This window comes from candidate division WOR-3 bacterium, from assembly GCA_039801725.1.
In the GTDB taxonomy this organism is placed as follows: Bacteria; Hydrothermota; Tepidihabitantia; order Tepidihabitantales; family DTDR01; genus DTDR01.
This window is the reverse complement of sequence record JBDRVE010000006.1, coordinates 24,121-42,547: the sequence shown is the minus strand read 5'-3', so window position 1 is coordinate 42,547 and position 18,427 is coordinate 24,121. Positions and strand designations below refer to the sequence as shown.

Here is an 18,427-nt window from a genome sequence, read left to right as displayed (position 1 = left end):
ATTTTCCTCTTCTCCCTATGGCATAAAACTTCTAATTTTTGCTTCTTTTAGGAATCAAGGTAAGTATCTTTTGTAAATAAACTACGAAAAGAAACGTTGCTATAAATTATCCGTCAGTGTTTTATTTCAATAAGAAAAATTATAATCTAAACGAAATTTAAAAGAAAATCCTTTAGCACCAAGCAGAAATCCTTTATAATATTCGTGGGAAAAGAAAAAATCGATATCTTTAATAATTACTCTAAAACCTATACCAATTTCATAAGAAGGGCTTCCTAAAGAAGCATCTTTATCGGTCAATAAATAAAGATTTAAGAAATTAATAATTCCTAAAAAATTAAAGGGTTGATAATCTAATCTCGAGAGGAGTTTAACATATTCCTTTTCTGCCCAAGATATCCCAGAATTAATTTTTAAAAAATCTTTTATTACATTTTCACAAGATAAATTAATTTCAAAAGGTAAAGGTCGATTCACGAATTGAATAGTTTCTTTTTCTTCTTTGTTAAAAAAATAATAATTACCTTTACTTATTTTATCGAAATTTAAAGAATCAACTATTAAAACAATTTTACCAATGTGATTTTCTTTCTGCCAAAAAATTTTGTTGTTTATATTTTCCATTATGATCTTAACGCCAAACTTTTCATCTATTTTCTTCCCAATACCAATATCAAAACCAAAACCATTGCCACCAAAACTTTTTTTATAATTTATTTCATTATAGAGATTAAGAAATTTTTGAGTAGTCAAAAGGTATAAATAATTATCTTCAGCCTTTAAATAATAGTAACCTTTCAAATAATTGATTCCAAAACCTATTTTCCATTTATTTTTAAGAGAAAAACAAAAGGTATTTTTTATTTGGGAGAAAACAAAAACTTCTCCTCGATTTTCTTCAGTTTGATAAATCTGATTTAATCTATTACCAAAAAAAAGTAACTCAAAAATTTCTTTTTTAATCCTTCCTCTCCCCCTGGTATTTAATGAAACAGATAAATTCCAGAAACGATAAGAAAGAGACAAAAAGGACAAGGAACCTTCACTAGATAATTTCCAACCTTCCGAAGGAATAGCTTGTAAAATAGCCTCTTTATCCTTTTCGTTTAAATATTTACCGTTATAATAATTATAATCTTTACCGCTAAAAGTATTATTATAAAAATTAAAAGAAATACCTAAAATCTGATAATAAATTCTTTTATCCGAAAACAAATTGATAAAATTTAAAAATGTTAAAATTAAATAAAAAGTCATTTAATTTATTTTAATTATTTCTTAATAGATTTTACCATCTCTTTTGTTTTTATTTTTAATATCCCGTAAGATTTAAAACTTAAAAAATCGTTCGGTTTTAAAACTACAGTGTCACTTTCGGGCAAATTAATCTTTAACAAAGCCTCCAATTTCTCTTTCTTAAAAATTTCTAACTGATCTTCTTTTATTTCTAAAATTATTTTACTCTCTTTCTCTTTTTCACAATAACCTTTTTCGGAAACCTCCCCTTTTAATAGCATAAAAGGAAACACAATTGAATCTCCCTCCTCTTTTGATTTTATTATCAATGAACCATCAAAACCAATGGGAAAATGGTTCGTTGCTTCAACAATTAGTTCTCCTCCTAACAGATTTTTTTTAATTTTCTCACTTTCTTCCCCGCTGATAAAAATTTCTTTTTTATAAGCAATGAAAGTATCTTTAACAAAAGAAAATTTTAAGGGTATATCAACGGAAACATTTAACAAAACAAAATCTTTTTCCTCAATTTTCCCTTGGCCATCGATTTTTGCCGAATAACTAAATTTTAAAATTCTGGGACCATTATTTATCAAGTTAGTAATATCAATTCTTTCACTTAATTTATTTAGCGGCTGTCCATTGCCTACTGGAAGACAAATCTCTTTATAAAGAGAACAAATTTCTTGATTGCGATTAATACTCTTTCCGGTAAGAAAAATTCTAATCGGCATTTTTATATTATACCAAAACTCTAATAATATCTCTCCCTTTTCAAATTTTATTCCTTTAGGATTACCCAAAAAATTAATCACTATCGAATCTTCCTTGTTTACAAAGTAATAAGGAAATAAAAAATTACCCTCAATTTCTTTAAATTTTAAATTTTCTATGCAACCAGTCAGAGAAAAATAATTTTCTTTTTTAATATTAAAAAATTTTCCTGTATCATTAATTTGCGCGCTAATTTCTATAGGAACAATTAGACCTCCTTTTCTATCGAAAGAATTTTGCCTAATACTTTTTCCTTCCAAAGGAAGAGAGATTTTTTTATAAGTATAAGGAGAAATATTAAAACTATTTTCATAATTTATTTCTTTAATCTTAAAAGAAATTAATAAGGGAAAAGGAAATTGATTAATAAACTCCAACTCTAAAAAGCCCTCTTTTATTTTTCCTGATCTTAACTCAAAACCAGAAGAAACAAAATTATAATTGTAGATATGTTCTAAATAAGCCTTTTTTAATTTTAACTCTCCTTCTCTTAATCTAATTTTAGTAAATTTTATAATAATTTTTAAAAAATCCCTTTTTCTTACCAAGACTGAATCTTCAGTTAAAATCTGATAATTTAAAAAGATGTTAGAAGGAGAAGAGATAAATATATCACTAAATTTTTCTGAGTGTTTTTTTTGAGAATTAGCTCTTATATTTTCTAAATTTATATAAAAATTATTAAAATCGATTTCAAAGTATTCAAAATTTATGGGCGAATAATTTTCTATTTCTATTATCATAAAAATTTCTTCAATAAAACCATTACGAATATCATTAAGATTTAAAATTTTTTTCAAATTTTTTCGCTGATTTATCGGCGGTAAAATAACAAAACTATCAAAAATTGTTATTCCTAGAATCTCTTCAATATTAACGGTTATTTCATTATAAAAAGTATCGTAAATCTCAAAGTTATTAAAATAATAAGAAGCATTAAACCCACTAATATTTAGATTAATCTTGGTTATCGGAAAAACTGTATCAAAATCATTCTGATAAAAGAAATTAAAAACTGAGTCAGAATTTATTTTAAAATAATGAGAATCTAAAAAAGAAAAAATGGTTAAATTTTTTTCCAATAAAGGAATGGTAATCTCAGTATCCCATTCGGGAAACTTTGGTTTTTCCAAACAGGCAAGAAAAAAAAGTATTAAAAGAAAAATTTTTTTCACACACACCTCCTTTCAATCCCTCCAAAAAGGGCAACCGGTACGCTGGCTCCGTTCTCTTCGCCTCTAAAATATTATAAGAGGTGGCATCCTCTATTTTTTCTGAACGGTTTCGCTCAGCAGTACCAGCGCCCTTTTTCATCTCCTCCTCCCCCAAATTTAACGGGGGCCTAAAAATGAGGACTGGGCTATGAACTCAAAAGGGAGGCTAATTTTAGACCCCCGAATCTTATTTGAGGGATGTAGTGCTTAGTCGATGGAACCGGGAAATTTATAACTTCGATTTTCTGAATAAAGCACTACATCCCCATAATATGGTAAGGAGGTGAAAATGCGAGCAATCTTATTTTCCTTTTTTCCTTTACCCAATTTTCAAAGAACCTTTCTAATTCTTAAAAAGAATTAATCAAAAACTATGCCAAAAATAAAAATAAAAAATAAATAAGATTATTGATTTTTCAGTTTTTATCAACCCTAATTATCCTTATGAAAAATAAATTTTTTTATAAAAATGCGACAAAATAAATTTTAAATAAGTATGAATTATTTAAATCACATAATATCAATAACTTATAAAAAATGTGACATCATAAGATTATCAAAATTTTTATTTATGAAAAATATATTGACTTTTATTTAACTATTATTATAATTATTTTTATGAAAGAAAAATTGCCAGAAGAAATATATAATTTAATTTTTAAAACAGTGAGTGAAATGGGAGTGGAGCTATATGATGTAGAATATGATGGCAAAAATTTAAGAGTTTATATTGATATGCCGGGAGGAGTAACAATTAACATCTGTGAAGAAGTATCCAATTTATTATCTTTAAGATTAGATGCTTTGGACTTAATACCCCATTCCTATATTTTAGAAGTTTCTTCTCCAGGAATTGAAAGAAAACTAAAAAATGTGGAACATTTTAAAAAAGCCGTTGGGAAAAAAGTGATGATTCAAAGAGAAAACGATTATATTTACGGAGAACTTATTAATGCTAATGACCAACAAATCACTTTAAAAGTTCTGGAAGCACCCAATTTTAAGTCTGGAGAGCTTGCAGTGATTAATTATTCAGAAGTTAAAAAAGCAGAAGTAAAAGTAACTACAAGGGAGTTATTTCAAAAATGAAAAAGGAAGAAATTTTAAATTATATTAGTGAAATTGCCCGTAAAAGAAATGTTGATGTTCTATACGTCAACGAAGCTTTAAAAGAAAGTTTAATCGTTGGACTTAAAAAAAGATACGGTCAAGATTCAGAACCAGAAGTAGATATCGATTTAGAAAAAGGAGAAATCAAAATTTTTTTGAACAAAACAGTAGTAGAATCAGCAATAAAATTGGGTAAAGAAATTTCTTTAGAAGAGGCAAAAAAAATAAAACCGGATGTCCAAATCGGAGAAAAGATAAAAGTACCTTTACCCTTAGAAGAAGTGGGGCGATCAACTATCCAAAAGACAGCTGATGAACTAGTTAGTCGCCTTCGTTCAGTAGAAAAAAATAAATTATACGAAGAGTTTAAAAAGAAAGAAAAAGAAATAATTTCCGGTACTATTTATCAAATTACCAAAGATAAGGTTATTGTTAATTTAGGAGCTGTGGAAGGTTATCTTCTACCTCAAGATTATTTAAAATCTGACCGATTACGCCAAGGAGCAGTTATTAAAGCTTATGTAGTAAAAGTTGAGAAAACCCCCTTAGGACCGAGAGTTCATTTATCAAGAACCCATCAAGAATTTGTGAAGAAACTTTTAGCAAAAGAAGTTCCCGAACTTCAACAAAATATAATTCAAATAAAAGCAATTGCACGGATTCCCGGCGTTCGAACTAAAATTGCTGTCCATTCGGAAGATGAAAAAGTAGATCCAGTGGGAGCATGTGTAGGGTTTAAAAGGTCAAGAATTGAAAATGTCTTAAAAGAATTGGGCGAAGAAAAAATTGATATTATTCAATGGTCGAAAGACTTAAAAATTTTTATCGCTCGGGCATTAAGTCCGGCTAAAGTAAAAGAGGTAATAAAAGAAGATGATAAATTTACCGTAATTGTTCCGGATAGTGATTATCCAATTGCTGTTGGGAAAAAGGGGACAAATGTAAATTTGGCTGCTCGTTTAACAGGTGCGAATATCGAAATCTTAAAATTAAGTGACTATTTAGACCGCCAAGTTAAAGAAAAGGCTAAAAATATTTCTTTAAAAGATTTAGATCTTTCCGATATTCTTTTAGAAAAGCTAGTAGAAAACCAAATTATTAATGCTTTTGATTTGTTAATTACACCTGATGAGAATATAAGTAAATTTATTAACTATGATATTGAGCAAGTAAAGAAATTAAAAAAAGATATTGAAGAAAAAATAAAAGAAAAATTTTTCTCCCAGGCTTCTCAAGAAGAAGGTGAAACTTAATTTTATGAAAAACGAACGACTGAAAGTGAATGAAGTTGCTAAAAGGCTCAATCTTTCACCTAAAGCAGTAGTGAATTTATTAAAAGAACTAGGTTTTAAAGAAAGAGGCTATACTTCCTTTGTTACCGCTGAAGAATATGAGGCAATAAGAAGAAAAATCAAAGAAGAAGAAAAATTATATACTGGCAAAATTGAAAAAAAAGAAGAGAAAAAAATTGAAAAAAAAGAACCAAAGGTTAAATTAAACGACGTCAAAATACAAAAGTCAACACCCAAAATAAAAAAAATTGAAAAAAAAGAACCAAAAATCTCAGAAAAGTTTAAAATCGAAGTTACTCCTTTTATGACAGTTTCCGAATTGGCTGCTGCTTTTGATGTATTACCAGCAGATATCATTAAAGCCTGTCTAAAATTAGGATTAATTGCTACTATTAATCAACGGTTAGATTTGGATACTATTTATTTACTTGCCGATGAATTTAAAAAAGAAATTACAGTAAAAGAAGAAATACCCCTCGAAAAAAAAATAATAGAGGTCCCTCTATTACCGCGACCACCGGTAGTCACTGTTATTGGTCACGTTGATCACGGGAAAACTACCTTGCTCGACTATATTCGAAATACTAAAATCGCAGAAAAAGAGGTCGGAAGAATTACTCAACACGTTGGTGTTTCAGTGGTGAATTATAAAAATGAAAAAATTATTTTTCTTGATACTCCGGGACATGAGGCCTTCACTGCAATGAGAGCAAGAGGAATTCAAGTAACTGACATTGCTATTTTGGTAGTGGCGGCCAATGAGGGAGTAAAGCCCCAAACAGAAGAAGCGATTAATCATGCTCGGGCCGCTGGGGTACCAATTATTGTTGCCATAACTAAAATTGACCTTCATGACGCTAATCCTGAACGAGTAAAAGCCCAGTTGGCAAATTACGGAGTAAGGGTAGAAGGTTACGGAGGCGATGTCATCGCTGTGGAAACTTCCGCCTATACCGGTTACGGAATTGATGACCTATTGGATGCAATTCTCTTAATAAGTCACACAAAAGAACTTAAAGCTCCTTTTGATGGTCCCGGAGAAGGAGTAGTAATTGATAGTCGAGTTGATAAAGGACGAGGTATCATTGCCACTATTTTAACAAAGGAGGGAAGAATTGAAAAGGGAGACTTTTTTGTTTGCGGTGATACTTATGGAAAAGTAAGAGATATTTTTGATGTTATTCCTGATAAATTTAAAAGGATTGAATTCAGCGATCCTGCTCATCCCTGCCAGATTATTGGCTTCTCAGAAATTCCCGAACCGGGAGAGAAATTTATAGTTGTAGAAAATGAAAAGATCGCGCGGGAACTCGCCCAAAGACGAAAATTACAAAAGCAAAGTGAGAAATTTAAACTACAAAAAAAATTGACTTTACAATTAATTCAAGAAAAAATTCAAAAAGGCGAAACAAAAGAATTAAAAATTGTTTTAAAAGCCGATGTAATGGGATCCTTAGAAGCGATAAAGCATGCTTTAGAAGAACTATCTTTAGAAGAAATAAAAATTAAAATTATTCATGCCGGGGTAGGGCCAATTACTAAATCAGATATCCTATTAGCAGCTGCCTCGGAAGCGATCGTTGTTGGTTATCATGTTGGTGCTTTGAGTGATGCTAAAGAAATTGCTGAACAACAAAGGATTGAAATAAGAACCTATAATATTATCTATCAAGCAATTGATGATATCCGAGCAGCCATGTTAGGTCTCTTAGAAGAAGAAAAGAAAGAGGTATTGATTGGCAAAGCAATCGTGAGAAAAGTATTCAATATAAAAGGAGTTGGTCTAGTAGCAGGAGCCTTTGTTTTGGAGGGAAAAATAATAAGAGACGGAATTGTTAAGGTTATCAGAAAGGATAAAGAAATTTTTAAAGGCAGAATAACTTCTTTAAAAAGATTTAAAGAAGATGTAAAAGAAGTAGAAGCCAATTATGAATGTGGAATCGGCATTGGTGGAATTGAAGATCTCCAAGAAGAGGATATATTAGAATGTTATACAGAAGAATAAATGACCGTCGGTCTGTTGATCATTGATTGTCTTTGTGGATGTGGTCAATCTTTAAAAGAGAAAAGAAGGTTTATTAATTCTTTATTTGCTCGTTTAAAAAAAGAGTTTAATGTTTCGGTATTAGAAATGGATTATCAGGATTTGTGGCAAAGATCTAAATTAGCAATTTGCTTTGTAAACAACTCTAATGATGCTTCTTTAAAAACTAAAAGTAATTTGCTTAAATTTTTAGAAAATTATCCTTATTTAACAATTTTGGATCATCAATACCACAGACTTTATTGATAATGTATTATACTTTAAAAATTAGCACACCAAAAAGAATTGCTTTCGTGGATATTACCTCGGAAATTGAAAAAGTAATTAGCAAAAGTGAAATCACTTCGGGAATTTGTTATCTTTATGTTCCCCATACTACTTGCGGAATAACTATTAACGAAAATTATGACCCTTCAGTAACTAGAGATATCAATAATGTATTATCTCGACTAATTCCTAAAAATGGTTCTTACGAGCATACCGAAGGAAATGCCGATGCTCATATCAAAACTTCTCTAATTAACTCTTTTGCCATTCTTTTTTTTGAAAATAAAAAATTAATTTTGGGAACTTGGCAAGGAGTCTTTTTATGTGAATTTGACGGTCCCCGGGAAAGAAAAATTTATCTCAAAATTATTCCTGATTAACTTCCTTCCGGTAATAATTAAGCATTTTTAATAAAGTATCTTTGATTTCTAAACGCGGAACAAAGTTTGTTAGATTTTTAAATTTAGTATTATCGCCTGAAAGAAAAAAGATATCGCTCTTTCTTTCTTTCTCTTTAGAAAAAATTATCTTGATTTCAATATTAGTTTGGTTCAATAAAAATTCTAAAGCCTCTTTCAATTTTATTGGTTTACTATTGGTGATATTATAAATTTCGCCCTTTTCTCCATATTTAAAAGCCAGATAATAAGCCTCAACAACATCCTCTACTGCTAAATAATCTCTTTCAATTTCTAAATTACCAACCTCTAAAAAAGGAGGAACCTTCTTTTTCTCAATTTCTGCGATTTTTTTACAACAATAAGGAAAAAAGAAATTTTCTCTTTGGCCAATTCCCGTATGACTAAAAGGCCTTAAAATTAGAGCATCCACATTATAAACTTTCACATAATATTGGACAATCTTTTCGGCAAAAAATTTACTTAAAGCATAAGGACTTATTGGATTAACTTCATCCTCCTCTTTTACTTTTTTTCTTTCTTTTACTTGACCATACACTTCCGCAGTAGAAATATAAACGAACCGTGGGTTTAGACTTAATTCTTTTATTGCCCAAAGAAGATTTAAAGTTCCTAAGGTATTTACTTCGTAAGTCAAATGTTCCTCTTGATAAGAAAGAGCAACCGAAGTTTGAGCAGCAAGGTGGAAAATTCCTTCCGGTTTTAGTTTTTCAAGCAAATTTTTCACTTCTTCTCTTTTTCTAATATCTAAAAAATAATAATTATTTTTTATCTCTTCTGTTGAATAATAGTAAGTTCCGTAAACTTCGTAACCTTTGCTAACAAGTAAATCAAAAAGATATCTACCTGCAAATCCTTCGCTACCAGTTATTAAAATTTTCATTTATACTCTTTCTCGCCAATAATTGAGTAGATCTTCGAGAGTTTTTTCAATTGGTATTTCCGGTTGCCAACCACATTCTTCTTTTATTTTAGTAGCATCACCGATTAGTAATTCCACATCAGAAGGTCTTAATCTTTTTTCTTCTACTCTTACTTCCACTTTAACCTTACTTTTTTCCAAATAAAAATCTAATATCTCCTTTATCTTATAACCTTTTCCGGAAGCAATGTTATAAACTTCTCCTGCTCTTCCCTTAGTTAATACTAAATGATATGCCCGCACCACATCACGAACATCAGTAAAATCTCGGACGGCTTGAAGATTACCAACATAAATTATCGGTTCTCTTTTTCCTTTTTCAATTTCGGCAATCTGTTTAGCAAAATTAGAAGTCACAAATACCTCTCCCCTTCTTGGTCCTTCATGATTAAAGGCTCGGGTTCTAATGATTTTTAAATTATAACTTTTATAATATTGATAACCGAGTAAATCTTGAGCCACTTTGCTTACACCATAAGGGCTTAAAGGCCTTAAGGGATTTGTTTCTTTGATGGGTATTTCGTTTTCGTAAACTAACCCATATTCTTCCGAAGAGCCGGCAATATGAATCAAAGAGTCAAGTTTTAAATTCCTGACCGCTTCTAAAATGTTAATTTGACTAACCACATTGGTAATAATCGTCTCCGAAGGACAAGCCCAAGACATTGGTACATAACTTTGGGCTGCTAAATGAAAAATCATATCCGGTTTAATCTCTTTTATTAAATTATAAACAGCGGTGGCATCTTTTAAATCGCACTCGTAAAGTTTAAGTTTTTCCTTTATATGAATAATATTCTCCATTCGACTGCGCCAACGATAAGTTCCATAGACTTCGTAATTCTTTGACAAAAGATATTCTGCCAAATGACTACCAACAAAACCGGTAATACCAGTAATCAGGACTTTCATCAATCCTCCTTATGCCTTTGTCACTTTATTACTTCTAATACATCGGGTACACACCCATGCCTTTTTAACTTTCTCACCGATTTTGATTTTTATCCGTTGGAGATTAGGGTTGAATCTTCTTTTAGTAACATTGTGCGCATGACTAATATTGTGTCCAACTACCGGGGTTTTTCCACAAATTTCGCATTTTCTTCCCATAGTTTCTCCTTTTTAAATATTTTAATACTTTCTTCAATATCTTCTTTTATTTTTTCTTTCAATTCTTCCACATTTTCAAATTTTAATTCTGGTCTGATTTTCTGAATAAAAAACACTTCTAATTCTTTACCCAACAAAGATTTTTCCCAGTTTAAAATGTGAACCTCAATGCTTCTTTTCCTTTCCGAGAAAGTTGGTCTTTCACCTATGTTTACTACTCCCAAATAAATCTTTTCTTCGCCTTCCATCATTACTTTACAAGCATAAACTCCATCTTGAGGAATTAGTTTGTTTTTCTCTAATAATTCTAAATTAGCTGTTTTATAGCCAATTAAAGCCCCCCTACCTTCTCCTTTTATCACCTTTCCTCTTATTGAGTATTCTCTACCTAAAAGAAGATTAGCAATTCTTATATTTCCCAATATCAATTTTTCTCGAATTGTGGTACTCTTAACTTCAATGCCGCTTTTTTTAATCGGTGAGAGAATTTCAATTAATATTCCTTCTTTTTCACAAAAATTCTTAAGAAACCTGATATCTCCTCTTCTTTCTTTACCAAATCGAAAATCTTCACCAATTACAATCTTTTTAGGCATTAAGTCATTCTTTAATTTATTCAAAAATTCTAAAGGTTCTAAGTTGGCAAAAGAATCATTAAAATTATAAATAAAAAGAAAATCTAAACCAAAACTTTCTAAAATTCTAATCTTCTCAGAAAGAGGTGTTAAAAGAAAATGAAAATCGGGATGGAAATAGACATAGGGTAAAGGTTCAAAAGTAACCAAACCAGCAAAAGTTTTCCAATTTTCTTTACTTTTTATTACTTTTTCAATTATAACTTGATGAGCAAAATGAATCCCATCAAAACTACCAATAGTAATCACACTATTTTTGAACTCCTTCCCTTCCTTTCCGTTAATTATCTTCATAGATTAATTTAAGAAACTTTATTAATTTATCTTCTTTTTCTCCCACAATTAAGACTTTTTCATCGTCAGAAATAACTTTACAATAACCGTTTCCCTCATCTGAACAAGAAAGTTTTTTTTCTCTTTTGAAATTTTCAATTGTTTTTTTGTCATAAAAATATTCTTTAAATTTATAAAGAGCCTCTCTGATAGGAATCAAATTTTTTTCAATATTTTCATAATTAAGTTCCCAGGCTTTTAGACAATCCTGAAGTTGCCATTTACCAATCCTAAGCCTTTTGAGGCCAGCCAAAGTACCACCGCAACCAATTTTTTTACCAATATCTCTTGCCAAAGAGCGTAAATAAAACCCTTTGCCAACCACAGTTTTTATCAAAAGGGTATCCCGAAAATAATCAATCAGTTCAATTTGATAACATTCAACCAACCTCTTTTTGGGAATAATCTCCTCTTTTCTTCTTGCTCTTAGATAACTTGGTTCTCCATTAATTTTTATTGCCGAATATTTGGGCGGTTCTTGAAGAATTTTCCCAACAAAATTTCTCAAAATTTCTAAAATCTCTTCTTTTTTTAACTTCGGCACCTTTTTCTTTTCAATTATCTTACCAGTAATATCATCGGTATCAGTTACTATCCCTAATTTTATTACCCCCACATATTCTTTTTCGTAATCCATTAAAAAATTGCTTATTTTGGTTGCTTCGTTAAATAGTAAAACCACAATACCACAAGCCAAGGGGTCTAAAGTTCCCGAATGGCCGATTTTAAAATTATTGCCGGATTGATTTTTTATAATTCTAATTAAATCATAAGTAGAGAGACCAACTTCTTTATCCACCAGAACTATTCCTCGCATCTTTTTCCAATTCTTTAAGTAATTTATCGATTTTTTCTTGCCTTTTTAATTCCTCATCCAGTTCAAATTTTAAATCGGGCATATATTTTAAAACAATTTTACTTGATAACCTTTCTTTTATATAGCCTTTACTATTATTTAAAATTTTCTTTGCCTCCAATTCTTCCTCTTCATTATAACAAGTAAAAAAAATAGTAGCTTTTTTTAAATCTTTCGTCATTTTTACTGCAGTAATAGTAATAAAACCAAGATGAGGATTGTCAAATTCTTTTAAAATTATTTCCGCAATAGTTTCCTTTAAAAGTTCGCTAACCCTTTTAACCCGTTCCTTCATTATATATAATAATGAAAAATTATGATTTTGTAAATATTAAAAACAACAAAATATTCTATTGATAGGGGGAGGGGGTATATACTTCTAAATCATTAAAAATCAAAGAACTTATACCGATATAGGGTTATCCCCATATCGGTATTCTCTACTATTCTTACAAAAAACTTCAAATAGGATTTATCCACCGGACCATTTGCCACAGCGGTCACCATAAATATCAATAAGTTCATTATTCCGATAAGTATGAATTATTTCACAACGGTTAGCACAACCTTCACATTCTACTGCTTTTGTTTCAAAGTCACAATTGGCTATTTCAAACCCATAAAATTTACTTCCATTACCATTTGTTTCCTCTTTTGCTAAAATTGCTGCACCAATTGCTCCCATTACTAAAAAATATTCAGGAACAATTATCTCTTGTTTTAATTCTTTCTTAAACGCTTCTTTTACTCCCACATTTGCTGCTACACCACCTTGAAATAGAATTAACGGCTTTATCTCTTTACCTTTTGCTACCACATTTAAATAATTTCTGACAATTGCCTCACATAGACCAGCAATAATGCTTTCAATAGGAAATCCCAATTGGGCTTTATGAATCATATCGCTCTCGGCAAAGACCGTACAACGACCAGCAATATTTACTTTCGTCTTTGCTTTCAATGCCAATTTACCAAATTCCTCAATTGGTATCCCTAATCTCTGTGCTTGATGGTCAAGAAAGGAACCGGTTCCGGCAGCACAAACGGTATTCATCGCGAAATCAACCGGAATGCCATTTCTTAATATAATAATCTTTGAGTCCTGACCGCCAATTTCAATTACTGTCTGACAATCGGGATAAAAATGGGAAGCAGCAATAGCGTGAGCAATAATCTCATTCTTAACAATATCCGCACCAATCATCACTCCGGCTAACCTACGACCACTTCCGGTTGTCCCGACGCCACCAAATTTTACATTGTTGCCAATCCGCTCTTTAAAAGTTCTTATTAAATTTAAAACTGCTTCTATCGGTCTTCCTTTTGTCCTTAAATATTCATAGGTAATTACATTAAAATTATTATCTAAAACAACACCCTTAGTAGATATTGAACCAACATCAATGCCGAGATAAACTGTTGCCATTCCTTTTCCTCCTTTTTACCAATTCTAAAAAGGCTTCAATCCTTGTTAAAAGACCTGTTTTGGAAGTATGCTCATCAAAGGATAAGGAAAGTATTGGCACATTATAATCTTCGCTAATCTTTTCTAAAGAATGAAGCACAATATTTTCCGGCATACAAGTAAAAGGAAATATATGGATTATTCCATCAACTCCTTTTTTTATAAAATCAATCGCCTCACCAATTGTGTGTAAAGCCTCACCACCTGGTGAAGTAGCTAAGTATTTTCGAGCATAATAATAAATTTTTAAAAAATCTGCTTCAATTTTTAAAAGATGTTTTAGACGGCGATAAAGACTTCTTTTGGACAATACTAAAACACCAAATTTGGCCAGTTCTTTTTCCAATTCTTGATTAGCAAAATCTTCTAACAAAAAATAGATCTCGCCCACTAAACCAATTCTTAATTTTGTTCCGTTCTCTTTTAGCCATCTTCTTCTAAGTTCTTTCAATTCTCTATTTAAAGCATTGATCTCTTTTATTCTTTTTACCTTTTTAACCCTTTTAAGATATTCTCTTTCCAATATCAAAGACTTTTGATAATCAATCGCTCTTATTACCCTTAAACAATTTTTAAAATTCTCACAAAGTTCGCTTTTTTTAATCATTAAATATAATGCCTTCAAAACTTTTAATGGCGAGACATTAAAAATCTGCGGCATCTTTTCAAAAATAAACTCGTAAGGTGAATATTGAGAGACCGAATAGAATTTAAATTGATAACCCAATTCTCTCAAAATTTTTTCTTGAAGGTAATGATAATAACCAAATCGACATTTCCGTGCTCCAGCAGCCATAAACAAAGTATCGGCTCCCCTCTCTAATGCTTCAATAAAATTTCCTAAGGTAATTTTAAAAGGCAAACAGACCATTTCTGGTGAATATTTTACTCCCAATTCTAATGTTCTTTTGGTTAATTGCGGTGGTAGACAAACTTCTGCTCCTAAGGCAGTTAAAAAATCTTTCAAGGCAATTGAATGATAGCCGATATAAGGAAAGGCTGCTTTCATAAATTCTTCTTTCTTTTAATCATTTCACAAAAGGCTTCAATCCTTGTTATCATTCCCTCTTTTCCCGAATGTTCATCAAAAATAATTGTCAAAAAGGGAACATCTTTCTCCTTTGCTTCCTTTGCCATCATTTCACCAATTAAAGAATCTGGTCCACAGGCAAAAGAAAAGAAGAAGCATATTCCATCAACTTTATCTAAGTAATACTTAAAAGCATTATATAACTCTCTCTCAAAAGCCCAGCGAATATTTTTAGCAAAACCATCCTTCTTTCTTAAAATTTTCTCATCCAAATCGTCTTTTAAATAAACTGAAAAACCTTCTTTTTTAAAAGTCTCAATTAAAACATCACCAATTTCTTTATCATAAATATTATAAAAATGACTAATTATCGCCACTTTTAATTTCTTGTTATCAAAGGAGATTTTCTTTCTCTCTTTACTTACATTTTTTGCTTTTAGATAAGCAGAAATTATTTTAAAAGGATTTTTTCTAAATTTTAAACCAACAAAAAATAGAGGTAAAAAGAAATTTCTTTTTATAGTAGGTGAAATCACCTTTTCTTTGCCACAAAGATACCAAGCAATTGTTGGTAGTCCCATCATTTTGGGACAAGTATAAAGGTTTTCATAGGGATAAATAATTTTCGGAATAAAAAGATAGTCAACTTTATCTTTTAAATAAAGTAGATGACCACAAGCAACTTTCAATGGCAAACAAACCTCCGAAGAAGAATTTTTCACCCCCAAATCAATCAATTCTTTATTTGTTTCTGGTGATAAAAGATAATCAATACCAAGAGATTTAAAGAAATTTATAAAAAAATTACCATAACGGTAATAAAGTAAAGCACGTATAACACCTATTTTCCCTTTCATTAAATATTATAATAATTATTATAATATTTCTAAAGGTATTCTAATACCTCCTTGAAGATAAAAGCGAGTTTTACCTTCACCTTCGCCCGTTTTAAAATATCTCAATCCACCTTCTAAATAACCCTTTAAGAAACCAAGTTCCTTTTCTAAGCCAAATCCACCATTTAAATTAAAAGATTTCCCATCATTAAAATAAAATGAAAAACCACAGGGAATATAAATTTGAAAAAGAAAAGGCACGGGAATTTTAACAAGTATATCATTATCAATTCCTGTGCCTAATGTTATATCTTTTTCTTTCAAATTAAAAATCAAGAAACCAAGCCGATAATCTAAAAAAGAAACAATCGGCAGAATAGCATCACCTTTTATTCGTAAATAAGCATCATTGCCCAAATCTTCAACGCCAATTCCGACGCCTATGTTTAATGCCGATAAATTAGTAATAATTAAAACACTCACCATTAAAATAAGTAATTTTCTCATTATTCCTCCTTTTTAACTTTTATTTTAATTTAAAATTTTCTTTTTGTCAATAAATACTAACTAGTAAATGTGGTAAGAATGGTTACCAGAAGTAATAAATTTAAGATAAGAATGTTCTAAAATAAAAGAACTTTTGCTCATATTAGAGAATACTTAAAATAATCTATCTATGAGGGAGTTCCATCTAAATAGTCTAACATCCAGTGGTTATTTAGATCCTACGAAATTATTAAAAGTAAACTTATTATTAAAGTGATTAATAAAAATATAGTTATTAGCCTTAATAAAGTTATTGTTATCACCGTTAACAAAAGTATTATTATCAATAATAATCGAGTTAAAAATATTCCGATAGAATAGACCTACCCCCTATTACCCCCTCTATTAGGTTTTTCTTCCTCTGCGCAAATTTTTTCCCATTTTTTAATATATTTCTATTAAGAATTTATAACATTCTATAAACATAACTACTACAAATATAGTCAAAAATTTTAAAATGTCAAGGGAAATAAGTAAATGTGTTAAAACATAGTTAAAAAGCACAGAAAGGGTAAATATATTATAGCAATCTCATTTTATGGCTAATAACGATGTTTTTTTATTAAACAGAAAATTTGACAAATCTAATCTTTTATATAAAATATAAAAATGCCAGAATTACCAGAAGTAGAGACAATAAAAAATGAGTTAAAAGCCTTTTTAATTAATAAAAAATTTATTGGTGTAAAATTAGAAAATAAGAAAATTATTGGCTATCCAAAATCTAAAGATTTTTTAAAGGAGATTATTAATAAAAAAATTTTGGATATTGATAGGAAAGGAAAATATTTAATTTTTAAGCTCTCAGGAAATTATAATCTAACTTTTCATTTACGGTTATCAGGCAGGCTTATTTATAATGAAAATCCAAAAGAGGAAATAAAATATAGCCGAATTAAATTTTTGTTTAATAATGGAGTTTTGTCATTTGCTGAGCCAAGATTGTTAGGAAGAGTTTATTTTTATCCACAAGATCAATTACCAAAATCGCTTTCTTCTTTAAATAATCTTGGTAAAGAGCCGCTGATGCCGGAATTCAATTTTCAATATCTTAAAGAAAAAATTAAAAATCGTAATACCTCTATTAAAACCCTTCTTTTAGACCAAAAGATTGCTTGTGGAGTAGGCAATATATATTCTGATGAAGCGCTTTTTTGTGCCAGAATTCATCCTAAAAGAAAAGGTTCTTCTTTAAAAGATTACGAAATAAAAAGACTTGTTAAATGTTTAAAAAGGATTATTAAAATTGCTATTAAAAAAAAGGGAACTTCCATCAGTGATTATTTAAGACCCAATGGTAAAGAAGGTTCTTTTCAAAATTATTTAAAAGTTTTTAGAAAAGAAGGTGAGAAATGTCCTCGATGTAAAGGAAAAATTTTAAGAATAAAAATTAATAATCGTTCTTCTTATTTTTGTCCTAAATGTCAAAAGGAGGAGTAAATGATTGCCATAATAGTCCATGGTGGTGCCGGAAAAATAGAGGAAAAAGAAGAAACAAAAAAAGGTATTGAAAAAGCATTATTAAAGGGTTGGCAGATTTTAGCAAAAGATGGGAAAGCAATTGATGCTGTTTGTGCTGCGGTCTGTGAATTGGAAGACAATCCAGTTTTTAATGCTGGAACAGGTTCGGTACTTAATCTTCTCTTTGAAGTAGAAATGGATGCTTCGATAATGACCAGCGAAGGACATTTTGGTGCTTGTGGAGCAATTAAAAACATCAAAAATCCAATTTTGGTGGCAAAAAAAATTATGGAAGAAACCGATCATCTATTATTAGTAGGAGAGGGAGCCAAATTGTTTGCCCAATTAATGGGTTTTTCCGAATATAATCCTAAAACAGAAAAGGAAGTAGAAAGGTTAAAAAAACTTATTGAAAAAGGAGAAAATTTTTATTTTCCCAATTTTAAAAAACTTATTGCTCTTTATAAAAATCTGAAAAAAGAAGAAAAGTTCGGCACGGTTGGTGCCTGTGCTTTGGATCGTTATGGAGTTATCGCAGTAGCCACTTCTACTGGTGGAATAAGAGGAAAACTACCAGGCAGAATTGGCGATAGTGCAATTATTGGTGCTGGAACTTATGCTAATCCATTAGCCGGTGTTTCTGCCACTGGCCACGGAGAAAGTATTACCAAAAATTTTGTTGCCAAAGAAATTTGTGAATTAGTAAAAAATTACGATATTCAGACGGCTATTAATATTGTGATGGAAGAACTTAAAAAAAGAAATTGCCTTTGCGGTGTGATCGGCGTTGATGCCCAAGGTAATGTTGGCCATGGGTATACCACAAAAGAAATGGCTTGGGGATTTATTAAAGATGGCAAAATGATCACTTTTTGAT

The 18,427-nt window shown here is 30.3% G+C and carries 20 protein-coding genes; 7 read left to right on the top strand and 13 right to left on the bottom strand.

Annotated elements, in window-relative coordinates; translation table 11 throughout:
* Positions 1–126: 126 nt before the first annotated feature.
* From ABIK75_02340 to ABIK75_02330, 3 genes are read right to left on the bottom strand one after another with little or no spacing between them, the layout of a single operon-like run.
* Positions 127–1,257, bottom strand: a complete 1,131-nt coding sequence (locus ABIK75_02340; GenBank protein MEO0089935.1) for a hypothetical protein — start codon at positions 1,255–1,257, stop codon at positions 127–129.
* A 14-nt stretch (positions 1,258–1,271) separates the two neighbouring features.
* On the bottom strand, positions 1,272–3,185 hold the full coding sequence (locus tag ABIK75_02335) for a hypothetical protein (protein MEO0089934.1): 1,914 nt from the start codon (positions 3,183–3,185) through the stop codon (positions 1,272–1,274).
* A complete protein-coding gene (locus tag ABIK75_02330; protein MEO0089933.1) occupies positions 3,109–3,324 on the bottom strand; it encodes a hypothetical protein in 216 nt (71 codons plus the stop codon). The genes ABIK75_02335 and ABIK75_02330 overlap by 77 nt, the downstream gene beginning before the upstream one ends.
* Positions 3,325–3,842: 518 nt before the next feature.
* Here ABIK75_02330 and rimP point away from each other — a divergent pair.
* From rimP to ABIK75_02305, 5 genes are read left to right on the top strand one after another with little or no spacing between them, the layout of a single operon-like run.
* Positions 3,843–4,313 carry a ribosome maturation factor RimP gene (gene rimP, locus ABIK75_02325; GenBank protein ID MEO0089932.1) on the top strand — a complete coding sequence of 157 codons (471 nt, stop codon included), beginning with the start codon at positions 3,843–3,845 and terminating at the stop codon, positions 4,311–4,313.
* Positions 4,310–5,587, top strand: coding sequence for a transcription termination factor NusA (gene nusA, locus ABIK75_02320; protein MEO0089931.1), 1,278 nt, complete (start codon positions 4,310–4,312; stop codon positions 5,585–5,587). The genes rimP and nusA overlap by 4 nt, the downstream gene beginning before the upstream one ends.
* 4 nt (positions 5,588–5,591) lie before the next feature.
* On the top strand, positions 5,592–7,631 hold the full coding sequence (gene infB / locus ABIK75_02315) for a translation initiation factor IF-2 (GenBank protein MEO0089930.1): 2,040 nt from the start codon (positions 5,592–5,594) through the stop codon (positions 7,629–7,631).
* On the top strand, positions 7,632–7,916 hold the full coding sequence (locus tag ABIK75_02310; GenBank protein ID MEO0089929.1) for a DUF503 domain-containing protein: 285 nt from the start codon (positions 7,632–7,634) through the stop codon (positions 7,914–7,916). It abuts the gene before it with no gap.
* Between the two features lie 2 nt (positions 7,917–7,918).
* Positions 7,919–8,317 (top strand): secondary thiamine-phosphate synthase enzyme YjbQ, encoded by a 399-nt coding sequence (locus ABIK75_02305; GenBank protein ID MEO0089928.1) that lies wholly within the window; start codon positions 7,919–7,921, stop codon positions 8,315–8,317.
* On the opposite strand, the gene ABIK75_02300 is transcribed toward ABIK75_02305, so the two are convergent.
* The 10 genes from ABIK75_02300 to ABIK75_02255 all read right to left on the bottom strand — a co-directional run bounded on the left by ABIK75_02300 (position 8,304) and on the right by ABIK75_02255 (position 16,050).
* Positions 8,304–9,239, bottom strand: a complete 936-nt coding sequence (locus ABIK75_02300; protein ID MEO0089927.1) for a GDP-mannose 4,6-dehydratase — start codon at positions 9,237–9,239, stop codon at positions 8,304–8,306. The two genes, ABIK75_02305 and ABIK75_02300, sit on opposite strands and share 14 nt — an antisense overlap.
* Entirely contained in the window at positions 9,240–10,190 is a 951-nt protein-coding gene (locus ABIK75_02295; GenBank protein ID MEO0089926.1) for a GDP-mannose 4,6-dehydratase, read from the bottom strand.
* Positions 10,191–10,199: 9 nt separating this feature from the next.
* Positions 10,200–10,388, bottom strand: a complete 189-nt coding sequence (gene rpmB / locus ABIK75_02290) for a 50S ribosomal protein L28 (GenBank protein ID MEO0089925.1) — start codon at positions 10,386–10,388, stop codon at positions 10,200–10,202.
* A complete protein-coding gene (locus tag ABIK75_02285) occupies positions 10,349–11,317 on the bottom strand; it encodes a bifunctional riboflavin kinase/FAD synthetase (GenBank protein ID MEO0089924.1) in 969 nt (322 codons plus the stop codon). Before ABIK75_02285 ends, rpmB begins: the two co-directional genes overlap by 40 nt.
* A complete protein-coding gene (gene truB / locus ABIK75_02280) occupies positions 11,304–12,173 on the bottom strand; it encodes a tRNA pseudouridine(55) synthase TruB (GenBank protein MEO0089923.1) in 870 nt (289 codons plus the stop codon). Before truB ends, ABIK75_02285 begins: the two co-directional genes overlap by 14 nt.
* Positions 12,148–12,507, bottom strand: coding sequence for a 30S ribosome-binding factor RbfA (gene rbfA / locus ABIK75_02275; protein ID MEO0089922.1), 360 nt, complete (start codon positions 12,505–12,507; stop codon positions 12,148–12,150). Before rbfA ends, truB begins: the two co-directional genes overlap by 26 nt.
* 177 nt (positions 12,508–12,684) lie before the next feature.
* A complete protein-coding gene (locus ABIK75_02270; GenBank protein ID MEO0089921.1) occupies positions 12,685–13,638 on the bottom strand; it encodes an acyl-CoA dehydratase activase in 954 nt (317 codons plus the stop codon).
* A complete protein-coding gene (locus tag ABIK75_02265) occupies positions 13,613–14,686 on the bottom strand; it encodes an acyl-CoA dehydratase activase-related protein (GenBank protein MEO0089920.1) in 1,074 nt (357 codons plus the stop codon). The genes ABIK75_02270 and ABIK75_02265 overlap by 26 nt, the downstream gene beginning before the upstream one ends.
* Positions 14,683–15,564 carry an acyl-CoA dehydratase activase-related protein gene (locus ABIK75_02260; protein MEO0089919.1) on the bottom strand — a complete coding sequence of 294 codons (882 nt, stop codon included), beginning with the start codon at positions 15,562–15,564 and terminating at the stop codon, positions 14,683–14,685. The genes ABIK75_02265 and ABIK75_02260 overlap by 4 nt, the downstream gene beginning before the upstream one ends.
* 18 nt (positions 15,565–15,582) lie before the next feature.
* The gene (locus ABIK75_02255; protein MEO0089918.1) at positions 15,583–16,050 is read right to left on the bottom strand and encodes a hypothetical protein; all 468 of its coding nucleotides are present in this window, start codon (positions 16,048–16,050) and stop codon (positions 15,583–15,585) included.
* A gap of 648 nt (positions 16,051–16,698) precedes the next feature.
* Between ABIK75_02255 and mutM the strand changes: the two genes are divergently transcribed.
* A complete protein-coding gene (gene mutM / locus ABIK75_02250) occupies positions 16,699–17,529 on the top strand; it encodes a DNA-formamidopyrimidine glycosylase (GenBank protein ID MEO0089917.1) in 831 nt (276 codons plus the stop codon).
* Positions 17,530–18,426 carry an isoaspartyl peptidase/L-asparaginase gene (locus tag ABIK75_02245; protein MEO0089916.1) on the top strand — a complete coding sequence of 299 codons (897 nt, stop codon included), beginning with the start codon at positions 17,530–17,532 and terminating at the stop codon, positions 18,424–18,426. It abuts the gene before it with no gap.
* The last annotated feature ends 1 nt before the right edge of the window (position 18,427 follow it).

Excerpts from the sequence above, each read along its gene's own strand:
- ABIK75_02340 (MEO0089935.1), bottom strand. The coding sequence starts at position 1,257 with ATGACTTTTTATTTAATTTTAACATTTTTAAATTTTATCAATTTGTTT.
- ABIK75_02330 (MEO0089933.1), bottom strand. The coding sequence starts at position 3,324 with ATGAAAAAGGGCGCTGGTACTGCTGAGCGAAACCGTTCAGAAAAAATA.
- rimP (MEO0089932.1), top strand. The coding sequence starts at position 3,843 with ATGAAAGAAAAATTGCCAGAAGAAATATATAATTTAATTTTTAAAACA.
- nusA (MEO0089931.1), top strand. The coding sequence starts at position 4,310 with ATGAAAAAGGAAGAAATTTTAAATTATATTAGTGAAATTGCCCGTAAA.
- infB (MEO0089930.1), top strand. The coding sequence starts at position 5,592 with ATGAAAAACGAACGACTGAAAGTGAATGAAGTTGCTAAAAGGCTCAAT.
- ABIK75_02310 (MEO0089929.1), top strand. The coding sequence starts at position 7,632 with ATGACCGTCGGTCTGTTGATCATTGATTGTCTTTGTGGATGTGGTCAA.
- ABIK75_02305 (MEO0089928.1), top strand. The coding sequence starts at position 7,919 with ATGTATTATACTTTAAAAATTAGCACACCAAAAAGAATTGCTTTCGTG.
- ABIK75_02300 (MEO0089927.1), bottom strand. The coding sequence starts at position 9,239 with ATGAAAATTTTAATAACTGGTAGCGAAGGATTTGCAGGTAGATATCTT.
- ABIK75_02295 (MEO0089926.1), bottom strand. The coding sequence starts at position 10,190 with ATGAAAGTCCTGATTACTGGTATTACCGGTTTTGTTGGTAGTCATTTG.
- rpmB (MEO0089925.1), bottom strand. The coding sequence starts at position 10,388 with ATGGGAAGAAAATGCGAAATTTGTGGAAAAACCCCGGTAGTTGGACAC.
- ABIK75_02285 (MEO0089924.1), bottom strand. The coding sequence starts at position 11,317 with ATGAAGATAATTAACGGAAAGGAAGGGAAGGAGTTCAAAAATAGTGTG.
- truB (MEO0089923.1), bottom strand. The coding sequence starts at position 12,173 with ATGCGAGGAATAGTTCTGGTGGATAAAGAAGTTGGTCTCTCTACTTAT.
- rbfA (MEO0089922.1), bottom strand. The coding sequence starts at position 12,507 with ATGAAGGAACGGGTTAAAAGGGTTAGCGAACTTTTAAAGGAAACTATT.
- ABIK75_02270 (MEO0089921.1), bottom strand. The coding sequence starts at position 13,638 with ATGGCAACAGTTTATCTCGGCATTGATGTTGGTTCAATATCTACTAAG.
- ABIK75_02265 (MEO0089920.1), bottom strand. The coding sequence starts at position 14,686 with ATGAAAGCAGCCTTTCCTTATATCGGCTATCATTCAATTGCCTTGAAA.
- ABIK75_02260 (MEO0089919.1), bottom strand. The coding sequence starts at position 15,564 with ATGAAAGGGAAAATAGGTGTTATACGTGCTTTACTTTATTACCGTTAT.
- ABIK75_02255 (MEO0089918.1), bottom strand. The coding sequence starts at position 16,050 with ATGAGAAAATTACTTATTTTAATGGTGAGTGTTTTAATTATTACTAAT.
- mutM (MEO0089917.1), top strand. The coding sequence starts at position 16,699 with ATGCCAGAATTACCAGAAGTAGAGACAATAAAAAATGAGTTAAAAGCC.
- ABIK75_02245 (MEO0089916.1), top strand. The coding sequence starts at position 17,530 with ATGATTGCCATAATAGTCCATGGTGGTGCCGGAAAAATAGAGGAAAAA.